The organism is Pseudomonas sp. 1L-E-NC-VB-C3 (assembly GCF_057291535.1).
The window spans coordinates 19,487-35,790 of record NZ_JBXAWD010000005.1; the positions used below are offsets into that span (position 1 = coordinate 19,487).

A 16,304-nucleotide genomic window follows, 5' to 3' on the forward strand; every position below is an offset into this window, starting at 1 on the left:
GCATGAACAGCACGCTTATCCAGACAGACCGTTTCACCTTGAGTGAAACCGAGCGCTCGGCCATCGAGCACGAGCTGCATCACTACGAAGACCCGCGCGCGGCGTCGATCGAAGCCCTGAAGATCGTCCAGAAAGAACGCGGCTGGGTGCCGGATGGCGCCCTCTACGCGATCGGCGAGATCCTCGGCATCCCGGCCAGCGACGTTGAAGGCGTGGCGACGTTCTACAGCCAGATCTTCCGTCAGCCGGTCGGCCGTCACATCATTCGCGTCTGCGACAGCATGGTCTGCTACATCGGCGGCCACGAGTCGGTGGTCAGCGAAATCCAGAACAATCTGGGCATCGGCCTGGGTCAGACCACCGCCGACGGTCGTTTCACCCTGCTGCCTGTCTGCTGCCTCGGCAACTGCGACAAGGCACCGGCGCTGATGATCGACGACGACACCTTTGGCGACGTGCAGCCTGCTGGCGTGGCCAAACTGCTCGAGGGCTACGTATGACCCTGACATCTTTTGGTCCAGCCAACCGCATCCAGCGCTCGGCCGAGACTCACCCGCTGACCTGGCGTCTGCGCGATGACGGCGAAGCCGTGTGGCTCGACGAGTACCAGGCCAAGAACGGTTACGCCGCTGCACGCAAAGCCTTCGCCGAGATGGATCAGGACGCCATCGTCCAGACCGTCAAAGACGCTGGCCTCAAGGGTCGCGGCGGCGCCGGCTTCCCCACTGGCGTGAAGTGGGGCCTGATGCCCAAGGACGAATCCATCAACATCCGCTACCTGCTGTGCAACGCGGATGAAATGGAGCCGAACACCTGGAAAGACCGCATGCTGATGGAGCAACTGCCCCATCTGCTGATCGAAGGCATGCTGATCAGTGCCCGCGCGCTGAAAACCTACCGTGGCTACATCTTCCTGCGCGGCGAATACACTACCGCCGCCAAGCACCTCAACCGTGCCGTGGAAGAAGCCAAGGCGGCCGGCCTGCTGGGCAAGAACATTCTCGGTTCGGGTTTCGATTTCGAGCTGTTCGTCCACACCGGTGCCGGGCGTTACATCTGCGGTGAAGAAACCGCGCTGATCAACTCCCTCGAAGGCCGCCGCGCCAACCCGCGCTCCAAGCCGCCCTTCCCGGCCGCCGTCGGCGTGTGGGGCAAGCCGACCTGCGTGAACAACGTCGAAACCCTGTGCAACGTGCCGGCGATCATTGCCGACGGCGTTGACTGGTACAAATCGTTGGCCCGCGAAGGCTCCGAAGACATGGGCACCAAACTCATGGGCTTCTCCGGCAAGGTCAAGAACCCGGGCCTGTGGGAACTGCCATTCGGCGTCACCGGTCGTGAACTGTTCGAAGATTACGCCGGCGGCATGCGCGACGGCTTCAAGCTCAAGGCCTGGCAACCAGGGGGTGCCGGTACCGGTTTCCTCCTGCCGGAGCACCTCGACGCGCAAATGTACGCCGGCGGTATCGCCAAGGTCGGCACCCGGATGGGTACCGGTCTGGCGATGGCGGTGGACGACAGCGTCAACATGGTCTCGCTGCTGCGCAACATGGAGCAGTTCTTCGCTCGCGAATCCTGCGGTTTCTGCACCCCGTGCCGCGATGGTCTGCCATGGAGCGTCAAGCTCCTGATGGCCATCGAACAGGGCAAGGGCCAGCCGGGCGATATCGAGACCCTGCTGGGCCTGGTCGGTTTCCTCGGCCCGGGCAAGACCTTCTGTGCTCACGCACCGGGAGCCGTGGAGCCGCTGGGCAGCGCGATCAAATACTTCCGTCCAGAGTTCGAAGCCGGTATCGCGCCTGTCAGCGCCGCCGTCCCGCCTCTGGCAAGGCCGATCGTAGTCGGCGCTTAAACGCTTAAAAAGGCGAAGGGTCCGTGCCCTTCGCCTTTCGTCCGATGACGCCCTCCGGGGCTGTTTGGATTCGGACGCATAACAAGATTCCATTAGCCACGCCCGCTGACACCGGGCCAACGAAGACCTTTGAACCATGGCCACTATCCACGTAGACGGCAAAGCGCTCGAAGTCGACGGGGCAGACAACCTGTTACAGGCATGTCTGTCGCTGGGCCTCGACATTCCATATTTCTGCTGGCATCCCGCGCTTGGTAGCGTCGGGGCCTGCCGCCAGTGCGCGGTCAAGCAGTACACCGACGAGAACGACACCCGTGGTCGCATCGTCATGTCCTGCATGACCCCTGCCACCGACAACACCTGGATCTCCATCGACGATGAAGAATCCAAGGCGTTCCGCGCCAGCGTTGTCGAATGGCTGATGACCAACCACCCGCACGACTGCCCGGTGTGCGAGGAAGGCGGTCACTGCCACCTGCAAGACATGACAGTGATGACCGGCCACAACGAGCGCCGTTATCGCTTCAGCAAACGCACCCACCAGAACCAGCAACTCGGCCCGTTCATTTCCCACGAAATGAACCGCTGCATCGCTTGCTACCGCTGCGTGCGTTTCTACAAGGACTACGCCGGCGGTACCGACCTCGGTGTATTCGGCGCCCACGACAACGTGTACTTCGGTCGCGTTGAAGACGGCACCCTCGAGAGCGAGTTCTCCGGCAACCTCACCGAGGTCTGCCCGACCGGCGTGTTCACCGACAAGACTCACTCCGAGCGCTACAACCGCAAGTGGGACATGCAGTTCGCCCCGAGCATCTGCCATGGCTGCTCGAGCGGTTGCAACATTTCTCCGGGCGAGCGTTACGGTGAGCTGCGTCGCATCGAAAACCGTTTCAACGGTTCGGTGAACCAGTATTTCCTCTGCGACCGTGGCCGTTTCGGTTATGGCTACGTGAACCGCACCGACCGCCCACGTCAGCCGCTGCTGGCCGATGGCACCAAGCTCAGCCTCGACGCTGCGTTGGACAAAGCCGCCGACCTGCTGCGCGGACGCAACATCGTCGGTATCGGTTCGCCGCGCGCCAGCCTCGAGAGCAACTACGCGTTGCGCGAACTGGTAGGCGCCGAGCACTTCTATTCGGGTATCGAAGCCTCCGAGCTGGAGCGCATTCGTCTGGTCCTTCAGGTGCTGAACGACAGCCCGCTGCCAGTGCCGAACATGCGCGACATCGAAGACCACGACGCGATCTTCGTCCTCGGCGAAGACCTGACCCAGACCGCCGCGCGCATGGCGCTGGCTCTGCGTCAGTCGGTCAAGGGCAAGGCTGAAGACATGGCTGAAGCCATGCGCGTCCAGCCTTGGCTCGACGCGGCGGTGAAGAACATCGGCCAGCACGCGCTGAACCCGCTGTTCATCGCCAGCCTCGCCGAAACCAAACTCGACGACGTTGCCGAAGAATGCGTACACGCCGCTCCCGACGATCTGGCGCGCATCGGTTTCGCCGTGGCTCACGCGCTGGATGCCAGCGCGCCGGCCGTTGAAGGTCTGGACACCGAAGCCCTGGAACTGGCGCAGCGCATCGCCGATGCCCTGCTCGCCGCCAAGCGCCCGCTGATCATCGCCGGTACTTCGCTGGGCTCCAAAGCCTTGATCGAAGCTGCCGCGAACATCGCCAAAGCCCTGAAGCTGCGCGAGAAGAACGGTTCGATCAGCCTGATCGTGCCGGAGGCCAACAGCCTCGGTCTGGCCATGCTCGGTGGCGAGTCGGTCGACGCCGCGCTGCAAGCGGTCATCGATGGCAAGGCCGACGCGATCGTCGTGCTGGAAAACGATCTGTACACCCGCACTGCCAACGCCAAGGTCGATGCTGCACTGGACGCCGCTAAAGTGGTGATCGTCGCTGACCATCAGAAAACCGCCACCACTGATCGCGCGCACCTGGTTCTGCCAGCGGCGAGCTTCGCCGAGGGCGACGGTACGCTGGTCAGCCAGGAAGGCCGCGCCCAGCGTTTCTTCCAGGTTTTCGATCCGCAATACCTGGACGCGAGCATTCTGGTGCACGAAGGCTGGCGCTGGCTGCATGCCCTGCGCGCGACCCTGCTGAACCAGCCGATCGACTGGACGCAACTCGACCACGTCACCGCCGCCGTTGCCTCGAGCACCGCGCAACTGGCGCGCATCGTCGATGCTGCACCGTCGGCTGCTTTCCGCATCAAGGGTCTGAAACTGGCCCGTGAGCCGCTGCGTTATTCCGGTCGCACCGCCATGCGCGCCGACATCAGCGTTCACGAACCACGCACCCCGCAAGACCAGGACACCGCGTTCGCCTTCTCCATGGAAGGTTACTCGGGCTCCGCCGAACCGCGTCAACAAGTGCCATTCGCATGGTCGCCGGGCTGGAACTCGCCACAAGCCTGGAACAAGTTCCAGGACGAAGTCGGTGGTCATCTGCGCGCTGGCGATCCGGGCACGCGCCTGATCGAAAGCACTGGCGACTCGCTGAACTGGTTCGCTGCTGCTCCGCGCGCATTCAATCCGGCGCCGGGCACTTGGCAGGCCGTGCCGTTCTACCACCTGTTCGGCAGCGAAGAAAACTCTTCGAAAGCCGCCCCGGTACAGGAACGCATTCCGGCACCTTACGTCGCGCTGGCGAAATCCGAAGCGGATCGCCTCGGCGTCAACGACGGTGCCCTGCTGAGCCTGAACGTTGCCGGGCAGACATTGCGTCTGCCGCTGCGCATCAATGAAGAACTGGGCGCCGGTCTGGTGGCATTGCCTGCGGGCATCGCCGGCATTCCACCGGCATTCGCCGGTGTGTCCGTCGACGGTCTGCAGGAGGCAGCGCAATGACCTGGTTCACCCCTGAAGTGATCGATGTGATCCTGACGGTCATCAAAGCCATCGTGATCCTGCTGGCCGTGGTGGTCGCAGGCGCCTTGCTCAGCTTTGTCGAACGTCGCCTGCTGGGCTGGTGGCAGGACCGTTACGGTCCGAACCGCGTTGGCCCGTTCGGCATGTTCCAGATCGCCGCCGACATGCTGAAGATGTTCTTCAAGGAAGACTGGACCCCGCCGTTCGCCGACAAGGTGATCTTCACCCTGGCGCCGGTGGTGGCCATGTCCGCCCTGCTGATCGCCTTTGCGATCATCCCGATCACCCCGACCTGGGGCGTGGCGGATCTGAACATCGGCCTGCTGTTCTTCTTCGCCATGGCCGGTCTGTCGGTCTACGCGGTGCTGTTCGCCGGCTGGTCGAGCAACAACAAGTTCGCTCTTCTCGGCAGCTTGCGTGCCTCGGCGCAGACCGTGTCCTACGAAGTGTTCATGGGCCTGGCCCTGATGGGCATCGTGGTCCAGGTCGGCTCGTTCAACATGCGCGACATCGTCGAATACCAGGCGCAGAACCTTTGGTTCATCATTCCGCAGTTCTTCGGCTTCTGTACCTTCTTCATCGCTGGCGTCGCCGTGACTCACCGTCACCCGTTCGACCAGCCGGAAGCGGAACAGGAACTGGCCGACGGTTACCACATTGAATACGCCGGTATGAAATGGGGCATGTTCTTCGTCGGTGAATACATCGGCATCATCCTGATCTCGGCGCTGCTGGTCACCCTGTTCTTCGGTGGCTGGCACGGTCCGTTCGGCATCCTGCCGCAACTGTCCTTCGTCTGGTTCGCACTGAAGACCGCGTTCTTCATCATGCTGTTCATCCTGCTGCGCGCTTCCATCCCGCGTCCGCGTTATGACCAGGTGATGGATTTCAGCTGGAAATTCTGCCTGCCACTGACCCTGATCAATTTGCTGGTGACCGCTGCGGTTGTGTTGATGAACACGCCTGCGGTTGCGGTTCAGTGAGGATTTGACCCATGTTCAAATATATTGGCGACATCGTTAAGGGTACCGGTACCCAGTTGCGCAGCCTGGTCATGGTCTTCGGCCATGGCTTTCGCAAGCGCGACACCCTGCAATACCCCGAGGAGCAGGTCTACCTGCCGCCGCGTTACCGTGGCCGCATCGTCCTGACCCGCGACCCCGATGGCGAAGAACGCTGCGTAGCCTGCAACCTGTGCGCCGTGGCCTGCCCGGTGGGTTGCATCTCGCTGCAGAAAGCTGAAACCGAAGACGGTCGCTGGTACCCGGACTTCTTCCGGATCAACTTCTCGCGCTGCATTTTCTGCGGTCTCTGCGAGGAAGCCTGCCCGACCACCGCGATCCAGCTGACCCCGGATTTCGAGATGGCCGAGTTCAAACGTCAGGACCTGGTGTACGAGAAAGAAGATTTGCTGATCTCCGGCCCCGGCAAAAACCCTGATTACAACTTCTATCGTGTTGCAGGTATGGCAATCGCTGGCAAGCCGAAAGGCGCTGCGCAGAACGAAGCCGAACCGATCAACGTGAAGAGCTTGCTGCCTTAAGGAAGAACGATGGAATTCGCTTTCTATTTCGCATCGGGTATTGCTGTGGTGTCCACGCTGCGTGTGGTCACCAACACCAACCCTGTGCACGCCCTGCTCTACCTGATCATCTCGTTGATTGCCGTGGCCATGACCTTCTTCGCCCTCGGCGCGCCGTTCGCCGGTGTGCTGGAAGTGATCGCCTACGCCGGTGCCATCATGGTGCTGTTCGTGTTCGTGGTGATGATGCTCAACCTCGGTCCCGCCTCGGTGCAGCAGGAACGCACCTGGCTCAAGCCCGGCATCTGGGCAGGACCGGTGATCCTCGCCGCGCTGCTGCTGGCCGAACTGCTGTATGTGCTGTTCGCTCACCAGAGCGGCCAGGCCATCGGCCACACCACCGTAGACGCGAAAGCCGTGGGCATCAGCCTGTTCGGCCCGTACCTGCTGGTGGTCGAACTCGCCTCGATGCTGCTGCTCGCCGCAGCCGTCACGGCGTTCCATTTGGGCCGTAACGAGGCGAAGGAGTAAGACATGCCTGCTATCCCTCTCGAACATGGTTTAGCCGTTGCCGGCATCCTGTTCTGCCTTGGTCTGGTCGGCCTGATGGTCCGCCGCAACATTTTGTTCGTGTTGATGAGTCTGGAAGTGATGATGAACGCCTCTGCCCTGGCCTTCATCGTTGCGGGCGCCCGCTGGGCGCAGCCGGATGGACAGATCATGTTCATCCTGGTGATCAGCCTTGCCGCAGCCGAGGCCAGTATTGGCCTGGCGATCCTGCTGCAACTGTATCGCCGCTTCCACACGCTCGATATCGACGCTGCCAGTGAGATGCGCGGATGAACCTACTCTTTCTGACTTTCGTATTCCCTCTGATCGGGTTCCTGTTGCTGTCGTTCTCGCGCGGCCGCTTCTCGGAAAACCTCTCGGCGCTGATCGGTGTCGGTTCGATCGGCCTGTCGGCCATCGTCACCGCTTACGTGATCTGGCAATTCAACGTCGCGCCGCCGGAAGGTGGCGTGTACACCCAGGTGCTGTGGCGCTGGATGTCGGTGGAAGGTTTCCAGCCGAACTTCGCGCTGTACCTGGATGGCCTGTCGGTGACCATGCTCGGCGTGGTCGTCGGCGTCGGCTTCCTGATCCACCTGTTCGCGTCCTGGTACATGCGTGGTGAAGACGGTTACTCGCGCTTCTTCTCGTACACCAACCTGTTCATCGCCAGCATGCTGTTCCTGATCCTCGGCGATAACCTGCTGTTCATCTACTTCGGCTGGGAAGGCGTGGGCCTGTGCTCGTACCTGTTGATCGGTTTCTACTACAGCAACCGCAACAACGGTAACGCGGCACTCAAGGCATTCATCGTCACCCGCATCGGCGACGTGTTCATGGCCATCGGCCTGTTCATCCTGTTCCAGCAACTGGGCACGCTGAACGTCCAGGAACTGCTGGTGCGTGCGCCTGAGCACTTCAAGGTCGGCGATTTCTGGATCGTTCTGGCAACCCTGATGCTGCTCGGCGGTGCTGTCGGCAAATCGGCGCAACTGCCGCTGCAAACCTGGCTCGCGGATGCGATGGCCGGCCCAACCCCGGTTTCGGCACTGATCCACGCCGCGACCATGGTCACCGCCGGTGTCTACCTGATTGCCCGTACCCACGGTCTGTTTGCGCTGGCGCCGGACATCCTGCACCTCGTCGGCATCGTCGGTGGCGTGACCCTGGTACTGGCCGGTTTCGCCGCGCTGGTGCAGACCGACATCAAACGTATCCTCGCCTACTCGACCATGAGCCAGATCGGCTACATGTTCCTGGCGCTGGGCGTTGGTGCCTGGGAAGGCGCGATCTTCCACCTGATGACTCACGCCTTCTTCAAGGCCCTGCTGTTCCTTGCTTCCGGTGCGGTGATCGTTGCCTGCCACCACGAGCAGAACATCTTCAAGATGGGCGGTCTGTGGAAGAAACTGCCACTGGCCTACGCCAGCTTCATCGTCGGTGGTGCCGCGCTGGCCGCTCTGCCACTGGTTACCGCAGGCTTCTACTCCAAGGACGAAATCCTCTGGGAAGCGTTCGCCAGCGGTAACCAGGGTCTGCTTTACGCAGGTCTGGTCGGTGCGTTCATGACGTCGCTGTATACCTTCCGCCTGATCTTCATCGCGTTCCACGGTGAAGCCAAGACCGAAGCCCACGCCGGCCACGGCATTGCCCACTGGCTGCCATTGTCGGTGCTGATCGTGCTGTCGACTTTCGTCGGCGCGATGATCGTGCCACCGCTGCACGGCGTACTGCCGCAAAGCGTTGGCCATGCCGGTGGCGAAGCCAAGCACAGTCTGGAAATCGCCTCGGGCGCCATCGCCCTGGCCGGTATCCTGCTGGCAGCGCTGCTGTTCCTCGGCAAGCGTCGCTTCGTCACGGCAATTGCCAACAGCGGCATCGGCCGTTTCCTTTCGGCCTGGTGGTTCGCTGCCTGGGGCTTCGACTGGATCTACGACAAACTGTTCGTCAAGCCGTACCTTGCGATCAGCCATGTACTGCGCAAAGACCCGCTCGACCAGACCATCGGTCTGATCCCGCGTATGGCCAAGGGTGGTCACACTGCCCTGAGCCGCACCGAGACCGGTCAACTGCGTTGGTACGCCGCCTCGATGGCTGCTGGTGCCGTGCTGGTGATCGGCGCCATCGTGCTGGTAGCGGTCTGATATGAACCTTGCGAATTTGCGAAAGGAAACGAGCCCGTCATGATTCTGCCTTGGCTAATCCTGATCCCCTTCATCGGCGGCCTGCTGTGCTGGATGGGTGAGCGCTTCGGCGCCACCCTCCCGCGCTGGATTGCGCTGTTGACCATGACCCTGGAACTCGCGCTCGGCCTCTGGCTGTGGGCCCACGGTGACTATTCATTCGCACCGGCGCCGGGCGCCGATCCGACCTGGGCGCTTGAGTTCAAGCATGTCTGGATCCAGCGTTTCGGCATCAACGTGCACCTGGCCCTCGACGGCCTGTCGCTGTTGATGATCCTGCTGACCGGTCTGTTGGGTATCCTCTCGGTACTCTGCTCGTGGAAAGAGATTCAACGTCACGTTGGCTTCTTCCACCTCAACCTGATGTGGATCCTGGGCGGTGTGGTCGGCGTATTCCTCGCCCTCGACCTGTTCATGTTCTTCTTCTTCTGGGAAATGATGCTGGTGCCGATGTACTTCCTCATCGCGCTCTGGGGTCACAGTTCTTCGGACGGCAAGAAAACCCGGATCTACGCAGCGACCAAGTTCTTCATCTTCACGCAGGCGTCCGGCCTGATCATGCTGGTGGCGATCCTCGGTCTGGTGCTGGTCAACTTCAACAACACCGGCGTGATCACCTTCAACTACGCCGACCTGTTGAAAACCAAGATGTCGATGACCACCGAGTACATTCTGATGCTCGGCTTCTTCATCGCCTTCGCGGTCAAGCTGCCCGTCGTACCGTTCCACTCCTGGCTGCCTGATGCTCACGCCCAGGCACCGACAGCCGGTTCCGTCGACCTCGCCGGTATCCTGCTGAAAACTGCGGCCTACGGTCTGCTGCGTTTCGCCCTGCCGCTGTTCCCGAACGCTTCGGCGGAGTTCGCGCCGATCGCCATGACCCTCGGTCTGATCGGGATCTTCTACGGCGCGTTCCTGGCGTTCGCACAAACCGACATCAAGCGTCTGATTGCCTTCTCTTCCGTTTCCCACATGGGCTTCGTGTTGATCGGCATCTACTCCGGCAGCCAACTGGCGCTGCAAGGTGCAGTGATCCAGATGCTGGCGCACGGTCTGTCGGCAGCGGCGCTGTTTATCCTCAGCGGTCAGTTGTACGAGCGTCTGCATACGCGTGACATGCGTGAGATGGGCGGTCTGTGGTCGCGTATCGCGTACCTGCCGGCGATCAGCCTGTTCTTCGCGGCGGCGTCGCTGGGCTTGCCGGGCACCGGTAACTTTGTCGGCGAGTTCCTGATCCTGATCGGTTCCTTCGCCAGCGCTCCATGGGTCACGGCGATTGCCACTTCGGGTCTGGTGTTCGGTTCGGTCTACTCGCTGATCATGATTCACCGTGCCTACTTCGGCCCGTCGAAATCCGACGCGGTGCTGCACGGCATGGACGCGCGCGAACTGATCATGGTGCTCGGTCTGGCGGTGTTGCTGATTTACCTCGGCGTCTACCCGCAACCGTTCCTCGACACCTCTGCCGCCACCATGCATGGCGTGCAGCAGTGGCTCGGCACCGCCTTCTCTCAACTCGCTTCGGCCCGGTAAGAGCGCTATGGAATTCACGATTCAACACTTTATTGCGCTTGCGCCACTGTTGATCACCAGCCTCACCATTATCGTGGTGATGCTGGCAATCGCCTGGCGCCGCAACCACTCGCAGACCTTCCTGATTTCGGTGGCGGGTCTGAACCTGGCCCTGCTGTCGATCCTGCCTGCGTTGAAAGTCGCGCCTCTGGCCGTGACCCCGTTGCTGCAGATCGACGCGTTTGCCTGTCTGTACATGGCGATGATCCTGGTCGCCACCCTCGCCTGCGTCACCCTCGCCCACGCCTATCTGGGTGATGGCGGTTCGGGTTACCCGGGCAATCGCGAAGAACTGTACCTGCTGATCCTGATGGCCGCCGCCGGTGGTCTGGTGTTGGTCAGCGCGCAGCACCTGGCCGGGTTGTTCATCGGTCTGGAACTGCTCTCGGTACCGGTCTACGGTCTGGTGGCTTACGCCTTCTTCAACAAGCGTTCGCTGGAAGCCGGCATCAAGTACATGGTGCTGTCGGCCGCCGGTTCCGCGTTCCTGCTGTTCGGTATGGCGCTGCTCTACGCCGACGCCGGTTCGCTGAGCTTCGTCGGCATCGGTCAGGCCCTGGCTGCGACCGGCCTGCCAAGCCCGCTGGCGCAACTGGGCCTGGGCATGATGCTGATCGGTCTGGCGTTCAAGCTGTCGCTGGTACCGTTCCACCTGTGGACGCCGGACGTCTACGAAGGTGCTCCGGCACCGGTGGCGGCGTTCCTCGCCACCGCTTCGAAGGTCGCGGTGTTTGCGGTGATGGTGCGTCTGTTCCAGCTCTCCCCTGCTGCCAGCAGTGGTGTGCTGAGCGATGTGCTCAGCGTTATCGCGGTCGCCTCGATCCTGTTCGGTAACCTGCTGGCCCTGACCCAGAGCAACCTCAAGCGTCTGCTCGGTTACTCGTCGATTGCGCACTTCGGCTATCTGCTGATCGCGCTGGTGGCGAGCAAGGGTCTGGCGGTGGAAGCCATCGGCGTCTATCTGGTGACTTATGTCATCACCAGCCTCGGCGCGTTCGGCGTGATCACCCTGATGTCCTCGCCGTACAACGGCCGCGACGCCGACGCCCTGTACGAGTACCGCGGCCTGTTCTGGCGCCGTCCGTACCTGACCGCCGTGCTCACCGTGATGATGCTGTCCCTGGCCGGCATTCCGCTGACCGCTGGCTTCATCGGCAAGTTCTACATCATCGCCAGCGGCGTCGAAACGCGTCAGTGGTGGCTGGTCGGCGCACTGGTACTGGGCAGCGCCATCGGCGTGTTCTACTACCTGCGCGTGATGGTCACCCTGTACCTGATCGAGCCAAACCTGCGTCGCCACGACGCCCAGCTGCACTGGGAACAGAAAGCAGGCGGCGTGATGCTGCTGGCCATCGCGCTGGTCGCATTCTTCCTGGGCGTGTACCCGCAGCCATTGCTGGTGCTGGTACAGCAGGCTGGTCTGGCGGGCTGATTGCTCGGCTGATCTGGCTACACATGAAAACGGCACCTTCGCAGGTGCCGTTTTTTTTGTCCGGGATTTGTTGCACAGCAAACTACCCTCGACGATTACCGCGCCTCACTCCCCTTGTCGACGCTTGCTCAGCCACTACTTTCCATAGCGGTTACGAATGGTCAGGCTTGCAGACTCTCCGTCGTAGTAGCTGATAAATATCCAGCCATCGCGAGCAGTAACATTTTCCATGGTTGGCTTGCCAGTCACCGCGACGGTCACCGGCACTCCCCCCGCCGGCAGCCCCGTGAAAGTGGAAACCGCGCGAATGCCATATCTCCAGAACGAGGCCGAACCTCCCATTTGCTGAGGGCCGAATCTTTCAGATACCTCAGCACTGTTATGCGCCAGCGACATGGGCAACTCCAGCGAACTGAATTCCAGCGCCGGCACCTTCAACCAGACTGCGAAATCGCCGGCACTGGTACTGTCGACGCAGTTCAGCAACCAGCTCAACCCGTCCTCGCCGAGCGTTTGCGGGATGCTCGGACTCAAGGTCACGCCTAGATCGGCCGCTTGCGCACTCAACTCCAGAACCACGTCCTGGCCGAGCAAAAAACTGCTGTCCTGGGGTCGCAAAGTCAATGTATGCGTGGCCCCAAGGCAGGGGTACGCCGGGGCACCACCGAACACCTGGGGGAACCCATCCAGATCAAACCTCACGGCGTCAGCCAAATCCCCCGCTTCCACTCGCCCGGGCAGCTCCCAGTCGGGCAGTATCGAACTGGCCAGACTCAAACCATAAAAACCACTGTTCGCCTCTTCGGTAGAAATATACCAATGGATTGACGATCCTTTGTTTATTGTCAGCGGCGTGCCCAGATCAGGGTTGAAAGTCAGGCCTCGTTCCTTCGCGCCCCAGAAGTTCTGCAAAGTGACGGTAGAGCCAATCAAAACACTGTCGTCGGCAATCTTCAGCTCCAGCTTATAGGGCAGGTTTTTTCTCAACAGCACGAGTTCGCTTGCAGGGTCGACGCGCTCACCGTCCAGATAAAGCTCTGCTGCCTGCGCCCAGACATCGTCCAGTACGGCATTCACTTCATAGAGTTCGGTCAAAATCACACCGGCGTTATCCTGAGTGACGTCCGCCAGAATTTCATGCTTGCCGACTGTCTCAGGTGTATAGCGATAACTGGTCCAGCCGTTGACGTCGGTCTGCGTTGTCGCCAGCAATTCCTCCTCGCCATTGACGCGCCACTTCACCTCCACGCCAGCCGCTACCTCCCCGCTGACACCGGAGATGACCTGGATTCGCAACAGCACGCTCTGCTCGGTGCCCACCACCGGTGTACCGATGGCGGGTGTAGCGTCGCCAATGGCATACCGCGATTCGCTTACCTTGAAGGAGCGAGCCTCAGTCCAGTCGGACCAGTCGCCGTCGAATGTCTGCCGGGCCTGCACGGCGTAGTCTCCGAGGGGCCACGCTTTTTCTGCGGTCCAATTCCACCGGGTTGAACCGTCGACGATGGCAAACTCTTCCTTGGGATCAAGCGCATGACGCAGGACAATCTCACCTCCCGTTGCTCCTGTGCCTCGAATCCTCGGATAGCGTGATGTTTCGGAGTTCGCCCGTGGCGCTTCGATCGATGGAGTTGACGGGGCAGCCTTGACCGTAAACCGATGCGGCGCGCTCCAATCCGAATCAGTCCCACCGCTGGCCTGTTTAGCCTCAAGGACAATGGTGCCTGGATCCAACGGTTCCACCACTGTGAATGTCAGGATCCCGTCTGCACCCGCTGTCTCTTCGTGCAACGTCGCACCGTTCTCAAAACGAACGGTTTGCAGCGCGCCTGGCAGGCCGGCGATCTTGAGGGAGGGATACCGTGAGGTTAAGCCCCCCGCCTGCGGTTGCTGGAATTGAGGGGCGTCGGGCCGGTCCTCCACCTCCACGGTGAAAGTGCACAAGTCACTGGGGTCAGAGTCCACGCCGTTTACTGTCTGGATGACGTAGACGGTGTTTTCGCCGGGCGACCAGTCCTCCGCCGGTGTGAAGAGGCGGTCGGCTCCGTTGCTGGCGAATTCGCCAGGCACAGCTCTATCGGGTTGGGTGAACATTTGCAGGGTGACGACGCCTGACGCGACACCGGTGATTTTCAAAGGCTGTTTCGGTGTTGCCGGGTCGGTTGGCGGCTCGATGTCAGGCGTAGCTGGCTTGATGTAGAACTCGAGGACAGCGGTTGCTTCAGACGTATCTCCATTCACACTCTGCTGCGCCTTGATATGTTTAGGACCGGGCAGCCACAGGTACTCGAAAGACCATGTCGTTGCATCGTAGGTCAGGTCGCCTTGCAGAGAGGTGCCAGCGGCACTTTGCAAGGTGATCGTCGCTCCCGCAATGCACGTTCCTTGCACCCTGACATCGGCATGATGAACGGTGTGGGGTAGAGGCTGAATGATTACGGGGGCGGGAGGCTTCTCTATTACCGAAACAGTGACCGGATCGCTTGGATCCGAGACCATCCCGTTTATCGTTTGCACGGCCCAGACGTCCGTACTGCCTGGCTTCCAGCCAGTTTTTGATACAAAGGTACGCTCCGTGCCACTACCGGCGAACTCGCCCTCTATCGGCGCACCTCCGGTGGTGGACATTTGTAGGACGGCAACGCCCGAGGAAACACCGGTAATGATCAACGGCTCTTTCGCTGCAGCCGGACTGGGTGGTGGTGTAATGGTTAGTTTGGACGGCTTCACTGCAATAGGAACCGGGGCGCTCGGGTCGGAGGCTATACCGTCAACACTCTGCACAACCGTGACCACGGTGATGCCCCCACCCCAGTTGACCGCTGGATAAAAAATGCGAGTATCGCCATTGCCGGTAAAGCTGCCAGCTACAGGGGCATTTGCGGCGGTATACATTTGCAGGCTGACCACAGCGCTCACCACACCGCTTATTTTTAGCGTTTGATTGCCCAACGCCGGTTTCGGTGGTTCGGCAATGCTTGGTCTGGACGGTTTCACTGGCACAGAAACCGGTCCACTCGGATCAGAATGCATACCGTCTACAGTCTGCACGACCTTGACGCGGGTGATACCCGCAGCCCAGTTCGCCGTTGGGGTGAAAGTACGTTTGCTGTCACTGCCGGTAAAACTGCCGGCCACCACGCCATCGGCGGCGTTAGACATCTGCAAAGTAACGTCGCCGTTCGCAACACCGGTAATTTCCAGTGACTGGGTACTGGAAGACGGGTTGGGCGGGAGTGAGATGTAGGGTTTGAATGGCTTCACTCTAACGGAGACCGAAAGGCTTGGATCGGAAGACACACCGCCCAGGGTCTGCACAACAGATACAACGGTCGTGCCACCGCGCCATCTCTCTGTGGGCGTAAATACGCGAGTTGCGCCACTACCGGTGAAACTGCCAGCGACAAGTGCGTCTGCCTCGGTAAACATTCGCAGCGTGACGTCACCTGTCTCTACGCCGGTTATGTTTAGCGTTTGATTACCCATGGCCGGGTTCGGTGGCCAGTCAATGCTTGGTCTGGATAGCCCCACTGAAACGGAAACCAGATTGCTCGGATCCGAAGCCATGCCGTTCAGGATCTGCACAACCTTGACCCGAGTGGTACCTGCAACCCACTCCGCTGTTGGCATGAAAATGCCTGTGTTGACAACGTAAATGCCAGGCACCGGTATGTCTCTGTCGGTGTACATGTGCACCTTGGCATTAAGCAAAACGCCGCCAATGCCCAGTGACTCTCTTACTGATGCCGGCTTGGGTGGCGGATAAATGGTCGGTTTTGGCGGTTTGGCCGGATCGGGCGGTACAGGTTGCGGCACATACAAATTGTGACATTCAGCCCATTCACTCCAGACCCAGACCTGCTTGTACCTGACTTTGAAATTGAAGTACGCACCAAAGCGATCAAAAGACGTATCAGGTACCCAATGCTCCAGCTTTGCCCACTCATCTTCTGAACCATGATGGTCAGTTGCTTCTCCCCAGCATTCGATTTTCCAACTATCAGTGACTCCTCCAGGAGATAGAGCGACGATATTGAACCCGCCTGGCGAGACTGTAGAGTTGCTTAAAGGTGACAAAATCAAAGGCGCCGGCCACAGGCCATTCGGTTGCAGCTTGTTTTCGTCATCCATATCCATCGCTCCCGTTATCCCGGCGCAATTGCCGATCTTCAGATGCGATTCTTGACGTCGTGCATTCCTTGCGGCTACCTGTCAACTGTGACAGTTCGGACGGACGGTCATGCTTGAGCATGGAAAAGTCAGCATTTGCAAATTGCATAACAGCAATTCAATTGATTTCCATAAGGCCTAAAAAACTGTTG

11 protein-coding genes are annotated in these 16,304 nt (G+C 60.6%); 10 read left to right on the forward strand and 1 reads right to left on the reverse strand.

Annotated features, from left to right (window positions below):
* The first annotated feature begins 2 nt into the window (after positions 1-2).
* From nuoE to nuoN, 10 genes are all read left to right on the forward strand, one after another.
* The gene (gene nuoE, locus AC0Z5Z_RS10035; protein ID WP_003223804.1) at positions 3-500 is read left to right on the forward strand and encodes an NADH-quinone oxidoreductase subunit NuoE; all 498 of its coding nucleotides are present in this window, start codon (positions 3-5) and stop codon (positions 498-500) included.
* A complete protein-coding gene (gene nuoF, locus AC0Z5Z_RS10040; protein WP_024013417.1) occupies positions 497-1,852 on the forward strand; it encodes an NADH-quinone oxidoreductase subunit NuoF in 1,356 nt (451 codons plus the stop codon). The genes nuoE and nuoF overlap by 4 nt, the downstream gene beginning before the upstream one ends.
* Before the next feature lie 136 nt (positions 1,853-1,988).
* Entirely contained in the window at positions 1,989-4,703 is a 2,715-nt protein-coding gene (gene nuoG, locus AC0Z5Z_RS10045; protein ID WP_485611006.1) for an NADH-quinone oxidoreductase subunit NuoG, read from the forward strand.
* Complete coding sequence (gene nuoH / locus AC0Z5Z_RS10050; protein ID WP_016775282.1) at positions 4,700-5,707, forward strand: NADH-quinone oxidoreductase subunit NuoH; 1,008 nt, start codon at positions 4,700-4,702, stop codon at positions 5,705-5,707. The genes nuoG and nuoH overlap by 4 nt, the downstream gene beginning before the upstream one ends.
* An 11-nt stretch (positions 5,708-5,718) precedes the next feature.
* Positions 5,719-6,267, forward strand: a complete 549-nt coding sequence (nuoI, locus tag AC0Z5Z_RS10055) for an NADH-quinone oxidoreductase subunit NuoI (RefSeq protein ID WP_016775283.1) — start codon at positions 5,719-5,721, stop codon at positions 6,265-6,267.
* Between the two features lie 9 nt (positions 6,268-6,276).
* Complete coding sequence (gene nuoJ, locus AC0Z5Z_RS10060) at positions 6,277-6,777, forward strand: NADH-quinone oxidoreductase subunit J (protein ID WP_007951462.1); 501 nt, start codon at positions 6,277-6,279, stop codon at positions 6,775-6,777.
* Between the two features lie 3 nt (positions 6,778-6,780).
* Complete coding sequence (gene nuoK, locus AC0Z5Z_RS10065; protein WP_003180046.1) at positions 6,781-7,089, forward strand: NADH-quinone oxidoreductase subunit NuoK; 309 nt, start codon at positions 6,781-6,783, stop codon at positions 7,087-7,089.
* On the forward strand, positions 7,086-8,939 hold the full coding sequence (gene nuoL / locus AC0Z5Z_RS10070) for an NADH-quinone oxidoreductase subunit L (RefSeq protein WP_024013419.1): 1,854 nt from the start codon (positions 7,086-7,088) through the stop codon (positions 8,937-8,939). The genes nuoK and nuoL overlap by 4 nt, the downstream gene beginning before the upstream one ends.
* Positions 8,940-8,978: 39 nt before the next feature.
* A complete protein-coding gene (nuoM, locus tag AC0Z5Z_RS10075; protein WP_016775285.1) occupies positions 8,979-10,511 on the forward strand; it encodes an NADH-quinone oxidoreductase subunit M in 1,533 nt (510 codons plus the stop codon).
* A gap of 7 nt (positions 10,512-10,518) precedes the next feature.
* Positions 10,519-11,982, forward strand: coding sequence for an NADH-quinone oxidoreductase subunit NuoN (gene nuoN / locus AC0Z5Z_RS10080; RefSeq protein ID WP_024013420.1), 1,464 nt, complete (start codon positions 10,519-10,521; stop codon positions 11,980-11,982).
* A 135-nt stretch (positions 11,983-12,117) separates the two neighbouring features.
* Here the strand turns inward: nuoN and AC0Z5Z_RS10085 are convergent, their stop codons facing one another.
* Positions 12,118-16,113 (reverse strand): fibronectin type III domain-containing protein, encoded by a 3,996-nt coding sequence (locus tag AC0Z5Z_RS10085; RefSeq protein WP_485611007.1) that lies wholly within the window; start codon positions 16,111-16,113, stop codon positions 12,118-12,120.
* Between the last annotated feature and the right edge of the window lie 191 nt (positions 16,114-16,304).